18 protein-coding genes are annotated in these 19,790 nt (G+C 57.8%); 7 read left to right on the top strand and 11 right to left on the bottom strand.

The genetic code is table 11. The annotated features are described in order from the left end of the window. Positions 1 to 3 precede the first annotated feature (3 nt). The 3 genes from PY649_RS29710 (at position 4) to PY649_RS29720 (ending at position 2,687) form a co-directional block, all read left to right on the top strand. Complete coding sequence (locus tag PY649_RS29710) at positions 4 to 1,095, top strand: RHE_PE00001 family protein (RefSeq protein WP_432761427.1); 1,092 nt, start codon at positions 4 to 6, stop codon at positions 1,093 to 1,095. 198 nt (positions 1,096 to 1,293) lie between these two features. Continuing rightward, a complete protein-coding gene (locus PY649_RS29715) occupies positions 1,294 to 2,001 on the top strand; it encodes a hypothetical protein (protein ID WP_285872488.1) in 708 nt (235 codons plus the stop codon). 17 nt (positions 2,002 to 2,018) lie between these two features. Further along, the gene (locus tag PY649_RS29720; protein WP_285872489.1) at positions 2,019 to 2,687 is read left to right on the top strand and encodes a hypothetical protein; all 669 of its coding nucleotides are present in this window, start codon (positions 2,019 to 2,021) and stop codon (positions 2,685 to 2,687) included. Between the two features lie 326 nt (positions 2,688 to 3,013). Here the strand turns inward: PY649_RS29720 and PY649_RS29725 are convergent, their stop codons facing one another. From PY649_RS29725 to PY649_RS29760, 8 genes are all read right to left on the bottom strand, one after another. Then, positions 3,014 to 4,264: a hypothetical protein gene (locus PY649_RS29725; RefSeq protein ID WP_285872491.1), complete on the bottom strand. Its 1,251-nt coding sequence runs from the start codon at positions 4,262 to 4,264 to the stop codon at positions 3,014 to 3,016. Between the two features lie 197 nt (positions 4,265 to 4,461). Beyond that, positions 4,462 to 5,814 carry a KGGVGR-motif variant AAA ATPase gene (locus PY649_RS29730; RefSeq protein ID WP_285872493.1) on the bottom strand — a complete coding sequence of 451 codons (1,353 nt, stop codon included), beginning with the start codon at positions 5,812 to 5,814 and terminating at the stop codon, positions 4,462 to 4,464. After that, a complete protein-coding gene (locus tag PY649_RS29735; protein WP_285872494.1) occupies positions 5,811 to 6,236 on the bottom strand; it encodes a hypothetical protein in 426 nt (141 codons plus the stop codon). Before PY649_RS29735 ends, PY649_RS29730 begins: the two co-directional genes overlap by 4 nt. A 277-nt stretch (positions 6,237 to 6,513) precedes the next feature. Then, positions 6,514 to 6,981 (bottom strand): TIR domain-containing protein, encoded by a 468-nt coding sequence (locus PY649_RS29740; RefSeq protein WP_285872495.1) that lies wholly within the window; start codon positions 6,979 to 6,981, stop codon positions 6,514 to 6,516. Further along, the gene (locus PY649_RS29745) at positions 6,982 to 7,572 is read right to left on the bottom strand and encodes a 7-cyano-7-deazaguanine synthase (RefSeq protein ID WP_285872496.1); all 591 of its coding nucleotides are present in this window, start codon (positions 7,570 to 7,572) and stop codon (positions 6,982 to 6,984) included. Beyond that, entirely contained in the window at positions 7,569 to 8,255 is a 687-nt protein-coding gene (locus PY649_RS29750) for an 8-oxoguanine DNA glycosylase (protein ID WP_285872497.1), read from the bottom strand. Before PY649_RS29750 ends, PY649_RS29745 begins: the two co-directional genes overlap by 4 nt. Then, a complete protein-coding gene (locus tag PY649_RS29755) occupies positions 8,252 to 9,655 on the bottom strand; it encodes a toll/interleukin-1 receptor domain-containing protein (protein ID WP_285872498.1) in 1,404 nt (467 codons plus the stop codon). The genes PY649_RS29750 and PY649_RS29755 overlap by 4 nt, the downstream gene beginning before the upstream one ends. Positions 9,656 to 9,723: 68 nt before the next feature. Further along, complete coding sequence (locus tag PY649_RS29760) at positions 9,724 to 10,671, bottom strand: carbohydrate kinase family protein (RefSeq protein ID WP_285872500.1); 948 nt, start codon at positions 10,669 to 10,671, stop codon at positions 9,724 to 9,726. Between the two features lie 425 nt (positions 10,672 to 11,096). On the opposite strand from PY649_RS29760, the gene PY649_RS29765 reads away from it, so the two are divergent. From PY649_RS29765 to PY649_RS29780, 4 genes are all read left to right on the top strand, one after another. After that, on the top strand, positions 11,097 to 11,978 hold the full coding sequence (locus tag PY649_RS29765; RefSeq protein WP_285872501.1) for a DUF4231 domain-containing protein: 882 nt from the start codon (positions 11,097 to 11,099) through the stop codon (positions 11,976 to 11,978). Positions 11,979 to 12,092: 114 nt separating this feature from the next. Further along, on the top strand, positions 12,093 to 13,040 hold the full coding sequence (locus PY649_RS29770; protein ID WP_285872502.1) for a TIR domain-containing protein: 948 nt from the start codon (positions 12,093 to 12,095) through the stop codon (positions 13,038 to 13,040). Between the two features lie 27 nt (positions 13,041 to 13,067). Next, positions 13,068 to 14,399 carry a TRAFs-binding domain-containing protein gene (locus tag PY649_RS29775; protein ID WP_285872503.1) on the top strand — a complete coding sequence of 444 codons (1,332 nt, stop codon included), beginning with the start codon at positions 13,068 to 13,070 and terminating at the stop codon, positions 14,397 to 14,399. A gap of 6 nt (positions 14,400 to 14,405) precedes the next feature. Next, positions 14,406 to 14,837 carry a TIR domain-containing protein gene (locus PY649_RS29780; RefSeq protein WP_285872504.1) on the top strand — a complete coding sequence of 144 codons (432 nt, stop codon included), beginning with the start codon at positions 14,406 to 14,408 and terminating at the stop codon, positions 14,835 to 14,837. 157 nt (positions 14,838 to 14,994) lie between these two features. Here the strand turns inward: PY649_RS29780 and PY649_RS29785 are convergent, their stop codons facing one another. The 3 genes from PY649_RS29785 to PY649_RS29795 form a co-directional block, all read right to left on the bottom strand. Beyond that, positions 14,995 to 16,782, bottom strand: coding sequence for a hypothetical protein (locus PY649_RS29785; RefSeq protein WP_285872505.1), 1,788 nt, complete (start codon positions 16,780 to 16,782; stop codon positions 14,995 to 14,997). 34 nt (positions 16,783 to 16,816) lie between these two features. Then, entirely contained in the window at positions 16,817 to 18,391 is a 1,575-nt protein-coding gene (locus PY649_RS29790) for a VPA1262 family N-terminal domain-containing protein (protein ID WP_285872506.1), read from the bottom strand. 766 nt (positions 18,392 to 19,157) lie between these two features. Further along, positions 19,158 to 19,721: a TetR/AcrR family transcriptional regulator gene (locus PY649_RS29795; protein WP_285872507.1), complete on the bottom strand. Its 564-nt coding sequence runs from the start codon at positions 19,719 to 19,721 to the stop codon at positions 19,158 to 19,160. Positions 19,722 to 19,790 lie beyond the last annotated feature (69 nt).

A 19,790-nucleotide genomic window follows, 5' to 3' on the forward strand; every position in this document is an offset into this window, starting at 1 on the left:
CCGATCCGGGTCCCACCGCCGATTTCAAGTGCGGGCATCGAACTCGCCCGCCGGGACGAGCGGATCGGCCGCCCCGGCTGGATTGAGCGCATGCATTTCGCCGACGCCTGCGCCTCGCTGTGGATCGACGGCGAACTCGTCCATCTCGAAGACGTCGTCCTCCACGACGCCACCCGGGACATCCGCACCCCAACCCACGAACTCACCATCGCCCGCGACGTTCTTCGGACGCGCCGACGGATCGCTACACAATCACCTGACTGGACGTTGTCCGCAGAGGGTATCCGGACTTTGCGACAAACGTCGGACATCTCCTCGGCCGCCGCTAAGGCGAGGGAGCCCGCCGGCACCATCTGGCGCACGCTTGCCGACCTGGAAGGGGAGGGGAGCGATGGTGGTGGTGCGGAAAATCTCCCGGGTGTCGACTATGCCGCCATTGATGCGCTCCTCGCCCGATCCGAAGCTGCAATCGAACAAGCCAGGAAGCCGGGCCGGGCGCAGGCTGTCGCCCGCGAACGAGATCCGCTCGTCTATGATCTTGACTGGGACGAGGATGCCCGCCTCGACGAATGGCGCGGCGTGCTGCGCCAGGCGGAACATCTACCGACGGTGCTGCAGGCCATCATCGCTCTCGATGCCTGGAACGAAATTTCGGTGCTGCAGCACGCCCCCTGGCTCGGCCGGCTGCTGACGGCGTCGATCCTGCGTCAAGCCGGCGTCACGAGCGGCGTCCATCTCGCCTCCATCAATCTTGGCCTGAAAACCATCGCCGTCAATCGGCGTCGGCATCGCGACCGGGAGACACGGCTGCTCGCCATCGCTCACGGTCTGATCGCGGCCGCGGAGACCGGGATAAAGGAGCATGATCGGCTGGCGCTGGCACGTACCATGATGGAGCGGAAGTTGGAGGGGCGCCGGGCGTCTTCGAAGATGCCGGAGCTGGTCGAGTTGGTGATGGCAAAACCACCGGTGTCGGCCGGTATGGTAGCGAACACGCTGGATGTGACGCCGCAGGCGGCGCGGCGGATTGTTTTGGAGCTTGGGCTAAGAGAGATGACGGGGAGGGGGAGGTTTCGCGCATGGGGAGTGCTGTAATCAAACGTGTTTTGATGCAACGTTGCGTTCCCAAAAATTCATCTCTGCTTTCCGGGGAATTGATGTCCGGTACAATACCGGATTGCATTTTGGATTAACAATATCTGGGCAATGTCCTACCGGCGTTCGCAACACCCTATGCGCTTCGCGATGGGTAACGCGTCTTCACCAGGGCATAGAGTACCGAGGAAATCATCAATGTCGATCCCAACTTACACACTTGAAGAACTGGAATCTATATTCGGCCGGATGGATCCGGAGAGACTCTTCTTCATCCGTTCGGGGTCAGACCTCGAACCAGAAACCTTTGACGCCCTAATCTGCAAAATTGCATTGAGTTACGATCCTGCAAGCCGGTTGCAGAATCTCGAATACCTGCTTTTGATTCTCCACGAGGCGCGTGCCACTGACCAAGAAAGGTTTTTGATAGAAGTCTACCTACCCTGGGTCTCGATCCAACGATCCATGAAGAACCAAATGATCAGAATATCTGAGGAATTTTCTCGCCTTAGTGAGCTTGATGTCTGTTCAGAATCCGATACCGCGCATATCGCGACGAAAATTTATCGACCTTTGGTTGCCGATGTGCTGGATCCCTACCTTTCGCTTGTTATGGCATGCTATCAATTCAAAGAGGGCAAGTACGTTAACATCCACGAAACAGATGTTGGACAGGGAGAGCGAAGCAAAGCAGAATATTTGGCGGCGCGGATCAAAGAAGGTGGCGGTCCTGTCGACTTTCTAAGCGGGTATGACCCCATTGTCCGAAATGCTCTGTCACATGGGGGAAGCAGCGGGGTAGTTTATGAGAAAAATTCCGTTCTGTTCAGGAATATCAAGCGGCAAGTTCCTCCAATCGTCACCACCAGAAGATGGACGCATGACGAGCTCACATCAACGTCCTAAAGCTACTTGAAGTTTGCATGGCAATCGACGCGGCAGTGGAGGTTTTTGGAATAGACTGCGCCGAAATCCTCTCCGCGCCTGAAATGTATCAGCACGTAGCGTTTTATGTGCTCGACAAGGCGTCACAGCTATCAATAAAGGCCGAGGGCAACCGGTGGCTCGAACCGATCCGTTCGTCCGAAGGGCTCACCGATAAAGAGCGTTTGGATCTACTTGGGAAAATCGTGTTCGCCGAATGTGCTAAGCGATCCATGCCTTGCATTTCCATAGCCTACAGTATCGAGCATAAAGCGGTTTCCGTCCAAGTTCCCGTCGACTTGGTCGCGACGACAGATGCGGAAATCCAAGATCAGGCAATCCAACTGATCCGCTACTCTGTGGTCGCGAGAGCGGTCTTAGGTTCCCTCTTTGAGCGTTACCAGGTCGTCGCCAAATTCGGAGACCTCCTTTCGATCACCGTCGAAATTCCGTATCATTCGATTGTTCACTGTGATGCCGAGGAAGCGGGACTCATCGATCTGATCGCTGACGCGAAGATCTTCACCAACGATGGAACAGTAAGCATTTCCATTGATGAAGTGCAGGCAAGAGCCATGGAGGACCAGCGTCTCGGTCCAAAGTTTCCCAGGAGGACGAAGAAGGATGACGGGCAGCTTCCGTCGGATGCGGACGATGAAAAGTCCTGAGATTCTGCACGAGACGCAGAGTGTCATCGAAGTTCCGCACTGACCAATCCGCCGGCATCGCAACTGGCGAATTCAAGTTGTAGCAAGATCGAATAGTGCCATTTTGCTGCTTGAAGTGCGGGTTTCGGAAAAGCCCGGACAGGGTTTCCGGTAATCTCCACCAACACACAGCCAAGCATGAATCCCCAATCATGTCCGGCGGCGTATCGGCTCTTGAAAAAGCGGTCCACTCTCTCAAGGCGCATCGTTGTTGCAAATCACGTCAGTGTGACATCACCGGCCCAGTTCCGTGCGAAAACCAACAGGTGTGGTCATGGTTTCCGGTTTCAGCTGCGTCGAGGAACTGCAACGCCGCCTTTGCGCAGAATCCCCGCTTCGACGCGAAAAATATCTGGAACGTTGATCTTGCCGTTCGCGCGCTCTTCCATCACGGCAATACTGGTCATGGTTGCCAGGAGCATGGCTGGGCTATCCTCGATAAACATGCCGATCGGTGCGAGAAAGCCGCTTCCGACCGACTGATCAAGGATTTGGTCCGTCACTTTATGGTTGGCCCAAAGATCGAAAAGATCTGTCCTCGCGATTGGCACAAACTGCCGCCTCAGTGGCTCCAGGGCCAGATCGATCCACGGATAGTCCTCGCGAAGTTCTGTCAGCCGAGCACTCGATGCGCGCCGAACGCCCTCGCTCAGCCCGAGATGGTCTACCGCCTGACCTTGCGGCGCTGGCACGTGGTCGGCTGCGGTTTTCCAGGCCGTCAGAAAGGTTCGGGGAGAGCAGTTGTTCGCGGCGTCGCCGAGATGCAGGGGCACCCAGGTATAGACGCGCCCCCGCTTTCGGTGGCGGCCCATGTATTCGCCGGCGATAGCAGTAACGAGCATCGCTTGACCATCAAGCGAAGCGACGTTTAGCCGGCCCTCGCTGGGCAGGGCGAAGGGAATATTCAGTCGAGCGGCCAACTCTTCGAGCGTCGTTCGCGCGGTGGCGTTCCGCAACAATTCGAAGAAGACCAGGCCATAAAGCTCGTGCGGATGCCAGGCAAGATCCACACGGTCATTGCGGATCTTTGAACTATCGGGGAAGGTAAAGAGTTCGGAATCGGCAAACTGATCGACCCGCATAAACACTTTGGCTCGGATGGAGCGGAAGGACTGCAGTCCCACGACCGTAACCAGAAGTCCCTTGGTGAGAGCTCTGATAATGCCCCAGTTATGAGCGAGCCGGTCGAGCGCGTCAAAAACTATCAGAAGGGATCCGCCATCGATCGAAAGTTGATCGTCCAAGACGCTGAGCTCTTCGGCGTAAAGCCCTGGGTGCGCTGTGAGCTCCGTCAATACGTCCGTGAAGCTATGTTTGGAAGCGTCGGGACGGAGCATGCGGACGGCGCGTAGAATTACTGTCCGCCAGATCACTTCTGGAGCATGCCCCTTGCTGTGGGCGGCAAGGATCTGCTCAACGGTTGACGCAATGGCACCGAGTTTCACTGACCCGTTAAAGCCAATGACGACATTAGTTTTCGCCACTGATGGAAAGGAATAGGCATGTGCAAGTCGTTCCCGAATGGCCGGATTGGTCAAGGCGTGGGTCCAGAAGCTTTTTCCCACGCCGCGGTTCCCGATGACGAGCTGCCGCCTGAGGTCGAGCACGCCCCGATGCCCTTCCGGAAAGAAGACACGATCGACCTCGATCGTCTCATTTGGCCTGACGCTCGGAGAGATTTCGAAACCGGCCATTGCCGCGCGTACCGCCGGCACATCAAATTCGAACGCCTGGTTCATGACCCCAATGCCCCATTCTCATCGACATGTGTCTGGATGATTGCGTCTATGCCATCGAGAAACGGCCGATAGGTCTGCTCGTAGAAACTTGCCGTCAGCTGGTTCGGTGCGTGAACGGGATCGAAGTCGACCATGCCGGCATTGAACGGAATGACGAGTGGCCAATGGGGTGCGGTGTTATCATCAATATCGAAACTGATCGCGTCCGGGTCGGTTTCCCCGCCAAGATCCGCGTCGTACAGATTTTCCGCAAACAGATCATAAAGCTCGTCCCTGTAGCGCGAAGCGGTGTTAGGTTCGAGGCTCGCTTTGGCATAGACCGCTTTCAGAAGGAAACGCCATTCGGCTGATTGGCCAGCATCTTTATCCCGTTCGGCAAGAAGTTTCAGTCCTGCAAAAAGTGCACTATAACCCTGAATGGTCTGCCTTTGCGCCGTTCCGAACAAAAGTGTCGTTGCCCCGAGGCCAAGGATAGCGGGTGCGGCCAGTTCCGAAAGTCCAGCTCTGCTGTCGATCAGCACGACGTCGTAGTTGTTGCGCCGGGTAAAGCGGGAAATCATCGTGGCAATCTGTGTGGCGACCGTGATCGCCCCGCCATCGGCCTCTAGGTCGTCGATCATCGCCCTGGAAAGCTTCGCAAGCATGTTGGCAGGCTGCTCGATTGCCGACCGTCCCAAGGCCGGCAGCACGTCAACACGACCGCCTCCAGGTTCCGTCAACGCGCTGACGCCGATAAAATCGTCGAGCAGCCCATCGGGAACTCCACCGATCCCGTTTTCAACCAGGAAGTCGAGGGAACCAAATAGGGGTGTCCTGTCGGCATCGAGAAGAAGATCGCCCAGCCCAGGTGCTTCGAGATCAAGGTCAATCATCAATACGTTTTTGTTACGGCGGGCAAGATCGGAGGCAGTAATAGCAAGGGCAGTCGATCGCCCGACGCCGCCTTTGAGGCTGGCAAATACAATCCTGGCTGGACCCTCCGCCTCCGCCCTCGGATCATCGAGCCAAGCCGAGCCAACGATGCGGCGATCGAGCAAACGTATCGTCCGCCCTTCGACATGAAAGGGGAATACTGCCGAATCTTTCAGCACTCGCGCAGCGCCCGGCTCATCACCAAAGGCGAGCACCCGTTCTTGCTGGGCATAGGCGCCTATGGATCCGACCAACTTTTTCTCAAGGGGCTCACGATCTCCGGCCGGTGCAGCGCCAGCGCTGACGAAGCTCAGCCGTCCGTTCGCATCGCGAAGAACGAGGCCATCGCGCAGAACCTCATCGCCCAGCGCCTCAGCGATCGCGCTCACGAAACGCGGCAATGCTGCATCAAAGAAGATTGCTTCAGTCGAGTTCATGCGATGTCCATCCGTTGGACTAGGTCCTCTGCACTCGTCTTCCAGGCGTCAACCCAGGTCAGCTGTATATCGTCGGTAGGGGCGTAGCGCATGTCCGTATCCCAGTTTTGGAAAAGTTGCGATTGCTCAGCCAGTTTGACAAGTTCCCCAGCCCTTCGTCCTTTCGCAGAGTCAAGGAGTAGTGTCTTCAACGCCGGGAAATGTGCAAAGAAGGGATCGCTTCTGCGCTCTTCCTTGGATAGCTGAGCCATGCCGCTATTGCGCATGGCTGCCTTGAGCGCAAGTTCGCCGGCCAAGCCGAAAAGATAACCGGCCACTGCCTTGCAGCCGGGCTGGTCTCCGGCCGCCGATGTCTCGTAAAGCCGTTGCGCCGACCTGAGGTGGCGCCGCGCTGCACTGATAAGGTCTTGCCTATAGGCCATTCTCGCTCTCGCTTTGCCGGCCAACCGATACATGTTCATTGCGCGCCGTCAATGCCTTGCCGCACAACCGAGAAACCGTGGGTATGCGAGTATCGAAGTTAATATGGTGAGAGATGGTGGGGAGGGGAGGTTTCGGACGTGAGGCGTGATTTAGCTTCGACGGCCAACGTGGGTTTGGTGTGGACGCTCAATCAGGCAGCTCGGCAGACAGTCCCTGCTTAACCTGTAAAAAAGAAATGTGGGACCCGGAAGCTGGGCGCCTATCAAAAGGAGGCTGTCACTTCAATTCCTGGGGAAGATCGCTCCAATTCACCAGCTTGATATTGTCTCGCGACACCCAATCGGGATTTGAAGCCGGCGCCTTCCCGCGCGGATGCACGCCAACCACCTTTTTGCCCTGGCGTAAGCTTTCCTCAACTTCCCACGTGACCCATTTGCTTTGCTTCGTGCTATCGGAGACGTATACTACGCAGACAGACGACCGCTGAATACGTTCGGATATTTTCTCCTTGATATAAGCCGCCCGGTCGCTGTCGTATGGCTCGCGCACGGAGTGGTCGTTAAATTCGATATCGCTGTTCTCATTTTTCGCGTGTGCACGGAGGAGATTCACCTCGTCCATATCCTCGGTCGCGAAACTTATGAACACGTTGCGCTTGCCTCCTTGCAACGCCTGCTTGGCCTTTTCCTCAAGACTGCGAATGTCGCCAAGACGGCTCCAGCTTCCGCCGCTGCCTCCTCCCATTTACGCCTCCTCGATCTTGAATTCGTTACAAGCGATACAATTTCCGCAGGGCTCTTCGTCGCCCATATGGCAGGAATAAGTCCCCTCAATGCCCTTCATCCGCGCGAGGGCGATCACTTCATCCTTGTGGAAAGACGCCAAGGGCGCAAGCACCCGGATCTGTCGGCCCATGATACGTCCGATAAGACTTTCTGCTTCCCTAAGAAAACCCGAAGTCTGGTCCGGGAAAAGGGCCGTCTCCTCGTGCAACAAACCAATCGAGACTGCGTCGGCTCCCACCTTGAACGCGTGCGCCGACGCCACCAGCAAGAACAGCATGTTCCGACCCGGGGTGAAGGCGTCCTCGATGATATGCTGGCTCGGATCCGTGAGACCCGAGCGGATTAGCGCACCATACCCCGCTAGATTAGCGATCTCCAGGTTATTCAACGAAAGCTTCGTCATCGCGCGTTTGCAGGCCCTGAGCTCACGCTCCAGGGCCCTTTGGCCGTAATTTACGAAGAGGGGATGGATAAGTAGCCCTTCTTCCTTGGCCAGGTATGTGACGAGCGTCGAGTCCAATCCGCCGGAAACCAATGTCACGACGCTCATGCACAAATCTCCTGTCTTTTGAATACGCGCATGACGATCCAAATCGCCCAGTCCATGAGGCCAACCGCCATCCCCAGTCCCGAAGCATAATTTTTCAGTATCTCTTCGCGCCGCGAATATCCGTTCAAGTTGGATAAGCCCGATGAGTCCTTGGAGCCAAGGCCGATCTCGCTCATGTAGTCTAGCACATGCCTATCCAAAACCGCCAAGCCATACGTTATCCCGGTGTTTCGCAGAAACATGCTAGCTTGTTTTGGCCCCATTCCCGCGGCGTGCGCGACGAACCATCGACGCGCGTCCGCGGCATCGAGGAACCCCTCCAGGAGACCGGACAGCCCTTGAGCCTTGGCGTGAACAGCGCGATGCGTTGAGGCCAGCTGCTGTGCCTTTGCCTGAGGAAACCGATACCGTTGATGCCTGTCGCCAACCATCAGCGTCGATCTTAAGGTGTTTTCGAGAGTGTCAACGCAGACCGGCGCGCGACCTAGCAAGTGCCCTTTTTCCTCCAAGAGCTCCGCCGCCGCCACGGCCAGCGGATATTTGACCTGGCTGCTCAATATGCAACACGACAACTCTTTCCAAAGAACGGTTTCGCTTGTCTTGGCCTCGGAGGAAGCCACCCGGCGCTGTATTTCCGGATAAATGCACACGACAGCTTGTTCCAGTCGTCCAGCGTGGGTCATTTGGCGAAGATCCCCGGTAACTGGTTGGTGATCTGATTGGTGGCACCGTCTCCCAGGATTTTCAAGATGAACGCCTCCATTCTGTCCGTGTGGGCGTGCTCGTAAAGTTTCGCCGCGAAGGACCGATAGTAGTCGAGATTGTGGAAGGCAACCTTACCAGCGTAGTCGACCCTATCGTCGTCAATCGCAGCCAAGGTTACCTGTGAGTCGGAAAATTCAGTCTGATATACAAAAAAATCATAATGCTGGTAATGGTTTAACCTGTTTGTCGCGTGATCTATCGCCATTCGGCACCATTCTAGGCCGTCGAAGCTGTCGGCGCCAGCAGCCGCGAGGAGCGCTATGCTCCAGGGGTTCCCGGTGCCTAGGCAGTGCAGAGGTTGATATGACGGGAGCTGATCCAATGTTCTGCGAAGGGCTCGGACGGTCTCGGCGCGTTCAATGAGTCCGCGACCAAGTTCTCGTTCGGCCACCGCGATGATGGAAGGTTTCAGGGCATCCGCCACGGCCTTTACAACGCCTGGTAGCTGGCCGGTCACGAAGCCCGCCGTGGTACGGTGCGCGTGAACGATCGGAAGGACGTTCGAACCTGTCGCACGCGCGTCACGACGAACCGCTTCGATGACCTCATGGGCTGCCATAGCGGGGTCGGGTGATGGGTTCATGACATCGAAGCAATAGGACCAGTCGTGCGGAATACCTTCCAGGGCCTCATGAAATCGATCCGCCACCCATTCCGCGTCTCCGCGCCGGGTCGCCTCGTAATTTCCCGAGTCGACGAGAACTATGCCGTCGGCCGCGCGAATTTCCTCGAGCTCCAACTCGATGCCCTTGGGCCTACGGTCTCGCCACAGGTCATATGCGGATACCAGAACGGTTGGCGACCCGAAGACACGCAGAGCCTTGACCGCGTCTAGCGGAGCGAGTTGAGTTTCATGGGACGAAACCGACAGGAAAACTGCTGGCAAGGACAGGGAGGTATTCCCGACCGATGACGGCCTCGTTGATGGCATGCGGCGAGGGACGAGCGTGCTAATTTTACGCAGCAACTTTTGAAACAGAGGGTGGCCCTCGGTTCTATCCCATATCCGAAAGTCAACCCTAGTTAAGCTTCCATAGGTATACGGAAGCCTCGCGTCGTCGATCATCAGCGGCAAGATCGCGACCCCCGCGTCTCGCGCCAGCCTCATCTCGTCTATGACCGTTTCCTTGACGGTCGAATGCACCGACATTATCGCGACCGCGCATTTTGTCTTGGCGATCTGCTGGGGTACAATCTCGATGAAATCGCCAACCAACGTGTCATCCCACCACACGTCCCAGTGCTTCTTGAGAAGCGCGACGATTTCACTTGTTATGATGTCATCCTCACTCGCGTGGATAACATAGACGTCGGACATGCGTTGATTCTCTCCCCAAGGCCGTCCGATCCTATTGATCCAAGAGAGATTTGCAACCGCTTTCGGCGTTAATTCAACTTACGGGCGTCCGTGCAGACCTGATAAATCGCGGACGCGAAATCGTTGCCAACCCCGCCCCGAGCGCGAGAAGACAAGCGCGGGCGTCCTTCCTCATCCAAGATCACTCCCGACGTCCTTTTCGCCAGCAAATGGGAGAGCGTTTCGTCCGAAAGCCCGTCGGCGATAACAAGCACGGCTTTGCTGGTTTCCCCGGTCATCATGGTTTCTTCGATTATCATGGGATCTTCGATTATTCGCGCCTCTAGGCCAAGCTTACGGATGCAGAAAGCCGCCTCTTGAAGAGTATAGCGCCGTCCAAGGGTGTTTCCGATACCAAATACCTCGATCATTTCATGCCGCAAGCTCACCGGATGCGCCATGGGCAGGGTGGATTCGTCGATGGGATCCGTCGGGTTGTCGCAATACACGGATACGGCACGGGATGCCTTGTCGGCCGCTTCCTGTGGTGAATATGACGCGAACGCCCAATAGTGAGCAAAAACGCCTGAAAAGACGTCGCCTGTTCCGATCTTGAATGTCTTCGCTGATCGATAAATGGGTATCTCACTCGGAGGCATGCCGTTCGCGAAGACTAATGCCCCATGAATACCTTGCTTGACCACGATGACATCGGCGCCCTTGGACGCGAGCAACCTGTATGCTCCGTCGCGAATGTCGTCGTTCCTTGAGTAAGCTTGGAATTCTTCCCGGTTCATCACAAGGGCAAGGTCGCGCGCGGTTGACCCGTTCACCGAGAAAGGTTCGGGCGAGCGAGGCGATTGTGGATCATAGACAACTCTCTCTCCTCGAACACGAGCCGTGCCTTCGAGCATGCCAAAACGAAGAACACTCCGTCCGTCAACCTCAATCGGCTGGCATTGCTTGATGGCGCCCGGACGCGGCTCGATAAACGGATCGGAGAGGGGATGGAAATAAGCGAACGCTATGTCCTGCATCCTTGGCCGCCATCGGAAAGCCACACCAAGTCGCTCAAGAAACGCGACCGTATCGACGGGTGGCTGCCTATCATAACAGTGCAGCGTGATGCTAGCGCTCAAACGACTAACCGCCATGGCCGCCCGCAGACCGGACCCCCAAACGCCGTCCCACCGAGGAGTTTCACACAATTCCCTGTAGATGCCACCCGCGACGTGCATTTCAACCTCCCGCCGTGTCCATCCCAATCCAGCGACCTTCGTAACCAATCGATATTTCAAGAACAAAAACAACCCTTGAACATGCTGGTGATAACCTTTCAGGGCGACGGGTCGCGTCTTGTGGTTGCGATATTCGCGCGTTAAAGATTGCCGAGGTTGTTGGGTGGTATTACCCTATACTGCTCGTACCAGGAAAGTTTTAACGACGTGCGGCAGGGGCGACAGTGATCACGGAACAATTCGATTATCCCGCTCTCTATGAAACGGCGGGGAAGATGTCGACAGACTCGCAGAGGTTGTTCCTGTGGCTGGTGCGCGGAGAATACGCCCTGCTTTTTATGGCCGCCGTTCTGTCCATGAACTTCTACGCGACGTCGCACTATTTCATCATCCCGGCGGTGATACTAATCGCATCCCTGGTTATCCTCATTTTCAGAAGTCTGCAAAAACCGGAGCAGGATTGGTACAGAGGAAGGGCCCTCGCCGAATCCATCAAAACTTCATGCTGGAAATATTGCATGAGATCGGAGCCTTTCGGCGACAATGACAGCGTTGCGACACGCCATGCCGAATTTCGCACCTACCTCACCGAGATCTTGCGAGCTAACCGCCTCATTGGGGATCGCCTCCCGGCCGACAACGCGGCAGAGGAACAGATCACGACCTCAATGGAGGCAGTCAGGGCGCTACCTCTGGAAGAGCGTAAAAAGTATTACGACAAAAACCGAGTGAGGAACCAGCGTACCTGGTACGCGAAAAAGGCGAGCGGCAACAAGAAATCAAGCAGAAACTGGATGATCGCGAGCATCGCCTTCTACGGCATCGCGATTGTGTTGAGCCTCGTCCGCATCACCGACCCCGGTTTCGCGTATTGGCCAGTCGAGCCCGTCATCGTGGTGGCCTCATCCATTCTTGGATGGGTTCAGATAAAGAAATTCAATGAACTGGCATCCTCCTACACACTCACGGCACACGAGATTGGCATCATCCAGGGCAGGATCGCGGACATCTCTAGCGAGGATGAGTTTTCGAAGTTTGTCCTGGACGCCGAGCAAGCGTTTTCCCGCGAGCACACGCAATGGGTCGCCCGGCAACAACATACATAGCGGTTCTCCATGGATCACCAGTGCTGGGCTGACCTCCGGGGAGATGCCCTGGCTTGGCGCTTCAACCTTTCAATAGATCGCGCCATAGGCGCGGACGGTCACACGGAAGAGAAGATGTTTAATTTATTCATGACGAGCGTCGAGGATTACTGGACCGAGACGAACGAAACGTCTTTTGGTTGGGATCGAGTGTTTGAATATACCGATCCGGAATTGAAACGGACGTATATGCCTCATGCCCAGGAGGCGATAGAGCGCCTCCTGGGCATGCCGGTACTGTTCACCTACGAGTATTCCAAGAAACCACCGGAGAACGATGGGGACCTTCCGGGGCCTTTGAGGATTGGACGAATTGTCGATATCAAACCTTCTACGAAGCAAGTCGATGTTACTTTCGAGATCGATCCTGGCGTCGAGCCCATCAACGCGCGGGAAATCTATCGGATCGCCGATCAACTACAAATTCAATCTGGTGAAAACTTCCGGTCACATTGGGCGCTCAAACCCGTCGACCTCATTGAACTCCTGAAAAAAGAAAGTCTTTACAGGACTATAACAGCACCCAAGGTCGAGGACGAATTGCGTAGTTTCGCGAATGATATCGCGAAACCTGGAGAGGAGAAGGACAGGGTTTTCGTTGTGCATGGGCACGACAAAAGCGCCCTCTACAACGTCGCCCGTTACATAGGCAAAATGAAACTCGAGGATGTCGTGCTCGCGGAGCGCGCGAATGCCGGCAATACCGTGATATCGAAATTGCTCAGCCTATCATCTGACGTGAAATATGCAGTGGTCATCCTAACCCCAGACGACGTCGGCGGCCCCAAGGGTGGAGAGCAGGCCTACCGCCCGCGACAAAACGCGATTCTGGAACTTGGTTATTTCCTTGGAAAGCTGGGTGCATCCAAGATCGCCATCCTCAAATCCGGAAATCTCGAGCTACCTAGCGACTTCGCCGGGGTTGTTACGATTGACTACGACACCTCGGGCGCTTGGCTACTGCCTCTCGTGAAGGAATTCAAAGCTGCCGGTCTTCGCTTCGACCTTAACGGAATCCTTTGAAACAACGGTCAACAACGGAGATCTCCGATGGCACGTAAACCGCTGTGCTTTGTCTTAATGCCGTTCGGCACGAAATCGGCCGGCGGCGAAAAACCTATCAATTTCGACGCTGTCTATGACGAATTCATCAAGCCCGCCATCGAGGAGGCCGGTCTCGATCCCATTCGCGCGGACGAGGAGCAGGCTGGAGGAATAATCCACAAGCCAATGTTCGAGCGGCTTGTTCTCTGCGAGTACGCAATCGCTGACCTCACAACGGCAAACGCAAACGTCTTTTATGAACTTGGGGTCCGTCACGCGGCGAAGCCACGAACGACGGTCCTCCTGTTCGCGAAGGACCAGGGCCGACTGCCGTTCGATGTCGCCCCTCTCAGGGCCATGCCCTATTCGATCGGTGCCAGCGGCGGCCCCATTGATAAGACGAAGTCAATTGAAGCGCTGGTCGCGCGTTTGAAGGCAGCCAGGACGGCTGTCGATAAGGATAGTCCACTCTTCCAACTGATTGACGAGTATCCAGAAACGAAGATTGCCCACGAAAAGACCGACATCTTTCGCGAGCAGGTAGCCTACGGAGAAGAGCTTAAGACGAAACTTCGCGCGGCTCGAAAAGAGGGACGGGACGCTGTCTACGCCATCGAGGAGTCGCTTGGAAGCCTCGAGGATGAAGAAGCCGGGGTGATCGTGGATCTATTCATCTCCTATCGCAGCCTAGAGGCCTGGGCCGACATGGTCCGAATGTTCTCGAAAGTGGACGCCACCCTGCGTAACACGATCTTGCTTCGCGAGCAGTATGCCCTGGCTTTCAATCGAAATGGTGATGGTGAGGAAGCCCAGAAGATTTTGGAGCAACTCATCCATGAGAGGGGTCCGAGCAGCGAGACCTACGGGATACTTGGCCGCGTTTACAAGGATCGCTGGTTGAAGGCGAAGGAAGAGGGAAAGACTGGCAAGGCTAAGGGTCATCTACGACAAGCCATTGAAACCTACCTGAAGGGCTTCGAGGCGGATTGGAGAGATGCCTACCCGGGCATAAACGCGCTCACCTTGATTCACGCCCAAGATCACGCGGATCCGCGAATTCCTGAATTGAGATCGGTTGTCGAGTATGCGGTTAGAAGAAAGATTGCCAGCGGGATTTCAGACTATTGGGATTACGCGAGTCTCTTGGAGTTGGCCGTCCTGGCTAAGGATCCAGTATCCAGTGAAACTCATCTCGGTGACGCGCTCAGCCACATCCGAGAGGGCTGGGAGCCCAAGACGACGGCAAAAAATTTGTCAGTCCTTCTTGAGGCACTACCAGCGGACTCCAATGATCGTCGCTGGATCGAGAATATCATCAACGAGTTGCTTGGAACCTGATCTAGCATGGCATACGACGTCTTCATCAGTCACGCCTGGAGCTATAGCGAACGCTACGCGGGTGTCATTCGGTTGCTGGATATCGCTTCTCGCAACCTCTCTTGGTTCTCCTACAGGGACTATAGCGTTCCCCGAAGCGAACCCATCATAGCGCCCAACGAAACCGTCCGAAACTCGGTCTTGAAAGCGCGGCTGAAAGAGCAAATCCGCCAGGCAAGCTGCGTGATCGTGCCTGCCGGTATGTACGTGAACGATCGTTTCTGGATACAAACGGAGATCGACTTGGCGCTCAACGCGTTCATGTATCCCAAGCCGATCATTGGCATCCGAAGGCGCAGCCAACAAAGAACACCGGTCGAGCTCGAGCGTCAGGCAAACGTGATGGTCAACTGGAACAGCAACAGTCTGGCCACCGCGATATACGAGGTTTGCGGATAGGCCAAAAGAGGCGGTCCGCGCTACGCCCCTGCCTTCACGCAGTGCGGGCCTTAGAAGGCGACGCGAAACGCATCCGACGATCCTCAGATGGCATATTTGAGATAAGTTGGGCTGTCACCGGTCACGTCGTGGAGCCGAGTGGAAACCCCAACGAGCGTCAGAGGCGACGCGCGAAGTCCGCTAGCTCCGCCTTGGCGGCAGAGTCCAACGCCATGTCCCAGTTGGGCTGCGGCTCTCTGAGGGCGGTCTCGATTGCCTCACGCACCAAGGCGGCGCCGACCTTGCGGCCGACCTCCAGTGTCAGCGCATCAGACGCTTCGGCCCGTGCGATTTGCCAAAGCCGGACGTGCTCCGCGGTCGGGTCAAGCTGATCGCCCAAAAAACGGGCTAGATCATCGACGGGCACGATGCCCCGCTCGCCAAGCGCGGCGCCCAGTTGTACGGTAATCCGGGTAATGGGCGGCATTGCGCCGTTGAACAACCAGGCATTGGGGTCGATCCGCTGAGTCTCGAACACAGCACCGGCGATCGCCCGCCAAAACCCCGCCTGGTCGACTGCGGCTTGCTGCGAGGCGTTCAAGCCGTTTAGGCCCCAGGCGAGGGCCGGGTAGGCCGGGTTGTCTACGCCGCGCTGGACCGGATAGCTCAGTGCCTCCCGCACCTCGTAGGTTTCCAACCACAAGGTCTTAAACCACAGGGCGAGGTCCGGGATGCGGGAGAGGACACGAGCGACCACGTCGGACTCCGGCGAGCGCGTGGTCATGCCGTCGGCGCGACCTGTCGCCGTCACCAACCCCTGCCGGACCCCGTTGGCAAGGATTTCTGCCGCCGCAATTGCATCGCCATGCGCCTCCAGGATCGAGGCCTCGGCCAAGATCCGATGAACTACCCAAAGCGGCTCTTCGGCGCGGATCCACCCGAACGCCGCTTCACCGAGTGGTGTGATGTGGGTGGATAGGCCGGCGAGGAGACGGTCGCGGACGGCGCGTTGGGCGTCGATATCCACCTGGGCCCGACCGGCTCGACGGGAAGTACCGCGCCAGATGATCTGCTGCAGCCATGCCCGCCCCAACCAGTGTCCGTCAGGCCGAGATAGAACCACCTCCAAGATGCGCTCAACGCAGGCCTCCGCGCTAGGCATGTCATCCATGGCCATGGCCGGGAGGCGCCCCTCGATCGCCTCAAGCAGCACGAACGGAACGACCGGACCCAAGGGTGCGCCGTCGTCAGAAAAGATCGGCGGGCAGGCGCTGACCAAGGCTGCGACCCGGTCGATGTCGAGCGATTCTAGTGGCTCGGCGAACCCCGACTGAAACAGCGAGGGTAAGCCGGTTAGCAGCACCATGTAGCTCTCGGGCCAGAGAGTAGCGGCTGCTTGGTGCGCCCAGCGATCGCCTACAGGCATGCCGTCATGGCGGGGCCACAGGTCGCGCGTGGTCAGTGGCGCCCCGACCGTCCGTTCGGCGTACTGCCGCAGACGATCATTGAAACGAGAGCCCCATAAGCCCTGTAGGCGCGTCTGCAATCGCGCCAACAGCGGGTAGGTGTCCGCTTGACCCGCGACGCGGGCGCAGATCGCGGCGGCCAAGTCCCTGTTACCGACATCGCCGAGTATCTGAAGCTCGTCGACCGCATAGAAAAGCCCCGTCCGGGTTGCGGAAACGGCGACTTCCAGGGCTGCGTGAGCCATCAGCCACGCGAGAGGCGGATCAAGATGAAGGGGCTGTCCCGCGGCCGCATTGGCGACGATCGCGTCACGCCAACTGGGTAGCCCGGCCGCTGCCAAATGCTGGGCTAGGCTCTCCGAGCCGCCCGAGTCGTCCAGCGGCTTTAAGCCGCGTGAAAAGAGCTCATCCGAGCCTTCGGATGCTGCAATCCACTCCATGGTCGCAGCGAGCGCTGCGGCGCCGTCGACCGGCGCTGGAAGAGTCAGGCCGTTAGTCATCGACGTCCCCTCGCACTTGGCCGGCAGGCGGACGTTAGATCCATTTGGCCAAGCGGCGTAGCTGATGGCCCACCTCATGCCTCAACGACCAAATCGCCGGCGGCCGATTGGGCCACCATGTCTCGAACGGCTCAGCTTCGGCGAAAGTCTCCGCTAAGGCCTGGGCCAATTCAGTGGGTTGGGCGACGAGGGTCATCAGACTAATCTCGCCGCCCCCCATCTTGTTGAACGAATGGCCGGCGTGCCAGATGACATCGTCGATCTGAAGGAAGCGGTCGTGCAGACGGCGCCCACGGGACACTCGGATGTCGATCTCGCCGAACTCTTGGGCCGGGTCGCGGAAGGCCGCGATTTTCTTCAGCATGAGATCCCCGAAGCTATCGCCGTTGGGGTCGACACGCTTGTGACGGCGGGGACGAGGATTGATCAGGCCGCGGATCGCGACGCCCTGGTACTGGGTGGCCGTCGCGAACTGCTGCAGGTCGTCAGCGTCCAAGTAAGGGTCAACGAATAGGACATGAGAGCGTGCGCAGGCGATCAGCCCACATATCCAATTCACCGTCTCCTCGCGGTTGTGCTCAAACAGGCGAACGCCCGGCGGGACCTGCGGGGCCTCCGCAGGCCGGAGCGCGCCCTGCCGCTCAGCCCGCGCGTCCTGGAGGCGTTCGAGTGCCCGCAAGGGTGTCATAGGGGGCTCAGATCGCCGAGCTGGAGTGGGTCGGACATACACCGTGCGCGCACGCGCATCAGGGGCCCTGGCCGGCGGGTCAACGTGACGAGCCTTGGCCTCCGCTACGACAGAGGAGGAGACAGAGACGCTGCGGAAGAAGAAGGCCGGCGGCTCGCGGTCCAATACGCCGCGCACGGGACAGAACAACTCCTCGCGCACCATGGCGACCTGGGAGCGCGCCGGAGCGCGGAAGCGGCCCAGTGCATTTGGCGCGCCTTCGGCGCGCCACGCCGGCGCGCCCGCGCGAACCTCTTCGACCGCCATTCGCAGTGACGTGACGTTGGCGCCCCGTCGCGGGGTGCCGCCAAGCTCCAGAGTCTCTGATGTCGCCGACCGGTTGACGATGCGCGCGCCAAAGCTGCGCAGCAGCGGATTTGGCGCAATCAGAACGCCCGCGCCCAGCCAGTCATCATAGGCCAGCAAATCAAAATGGATGTGGTCACGAAGCCATTGCCGGGCGCGGCCTTGGGCGCTGACGTCGACCATGCTATCGCGCAGCGCTTGAACCGGCTCGGCCAGAGCCGCCATCGGCACCAAGCGATGTAACCGCGGTCGGCCGTGCCAAGATGGCGAGAAGGGCGGCGGCTCCGCGAGGACCGTAAAACCGTGGTAGTCGGGTTCAGGACCTAGCGCCGAGGCGGTGATCGCAAAGGCCTTGCCCGGAATAGTAGCGCGCCCATCTTTCAAGGCCTCGTACCAGTCGAGCGCCTCCGCCAACGGCAGCGCGGTCCGGCCCACGCACAGCCGATCGTCACCGAAGTTGTCCCACCAGCCGCCGCCTGGCGGATTTGGGGGAGCTGGCATTTCGGTCGGCAACAGCTCAACCGAAGCGAACAGCAGATGGTTCACCCGGTCGCGCACGAGTGTGACCAGGCGCAATACGCCAGCGTTGTAGTCGCCAGGGACAAGAGGCGGCCACCGCCCTGGCTGCGACGCCGGCCCATGGGAAGCTGTTGATTGCATTAGGTGGAATATGGTAGATTCGGTCAATGGAAGCGAGTCAGATCTCCTTCCAGGCGGACTAATAGAGCGCCTTATCCCCACCTCGCCGGCAACTGGAGCGTTGTGCTTTCGGACCCACTCCGGCGTCTGTTTCTTGCGCACAGCCTGTTAGGAGCAGGAGACGCCCCTCAAGCTATCAATTACATCGTACTGTCGACGGGTTTCGGCGGCCATAGAGCGTCTTCGAAAGACGGTGGCACCCGACTTCGATTCAAACTACGCCAATCGATGAAAGTCGTATGCCCGGATTTCGAGCGGCAGCTTTTGCCGATCCCGCGCCAGAAGTCGATGGTCGGTAGCCGGCCCCACATCGGCATTCCCGAGAGCAGGTAGCCGCCCGTACAGGGGAATTCGGCGCGAACATAACGACTCAACGACGGGGTCGGCGGTTCGAGTCCTTTCAAGGCGTGAGATCTGCGCAACCACGACGTTCTATGGAGTGGATTGTGTGCATATTGGTGAGTGACAGCCGCACGAGGCGATGCGTCTGCCGCCGCTTGGAGTGAGGCGGTATTCCACCCCAGGTTGCACTTGATCTGAGACAGCAGATCGTGAGCTATCTGGCAGACCCGCGCAGGTGGTGGAACGATGGGAGCCGCTTGCGCGACACTCCATAGTTACATTCGATCGATCCTTCAGCAAACTATGCCGGCAGAAGGCCTGCAGCGCGGTAGCTTTCGATCAGAGTGTCATACAGCGAGATGTCCGCACGGCTTCTTGCCATGAGTTGGGCGCCTGCCACCGCTGCGAACACGGCCTTGGCGCGTGCCTCGCTCGCTTCCAGACTGACGACGCCCGTCGCGACCAGCGCCTTCTTCAACCAGGCAACATTGACGTCGGCAAATATCTGGACTTCCGTTTTCAACTGGTCTGGCAGATCGTCATATTCCGCACCCATGAAACTGCACAGGCACATGCGGTTCTCGTTTTCGAGGGCGCGCCGAAATGTTTCCGGGTAGAAGCGCAGCCGCTCCGCCGGATCGGCAATCTCGTCCCAAGCCTTGTCAAGATCGGCAGCCGCGTCCTCCCAATAGCGTTTGGCGACCGCTGACGCTAAGTCAGCCTTGCTTGGAAAGTGATAGTAGAGGCTGGCAGCCTTTATGCCTACTTCGGCAGCCAGATCGCGCATGCTGAGACCACCATAGCCACGGGCCTGCGCCGTTTTCTTTGCGGCTTCAAGGATATCCTCACGCGCATTCCTGCTCATTTCATGCCTTTCTGATCGAGCCCAGTTAATCAAAAAAAGGGGATTGACCAAGGGAAAGTTTGCTTCTAG

The sequence above is a fragment of the Rhizobium mayense genome (assembly GCF_030272705.1).
GTDB lineage: Bacteria > Pseudomonadota > Alphaproteobacteria > Rhizobiales > Rhizobiaceae > Rhizobium > Rhizobium mayense.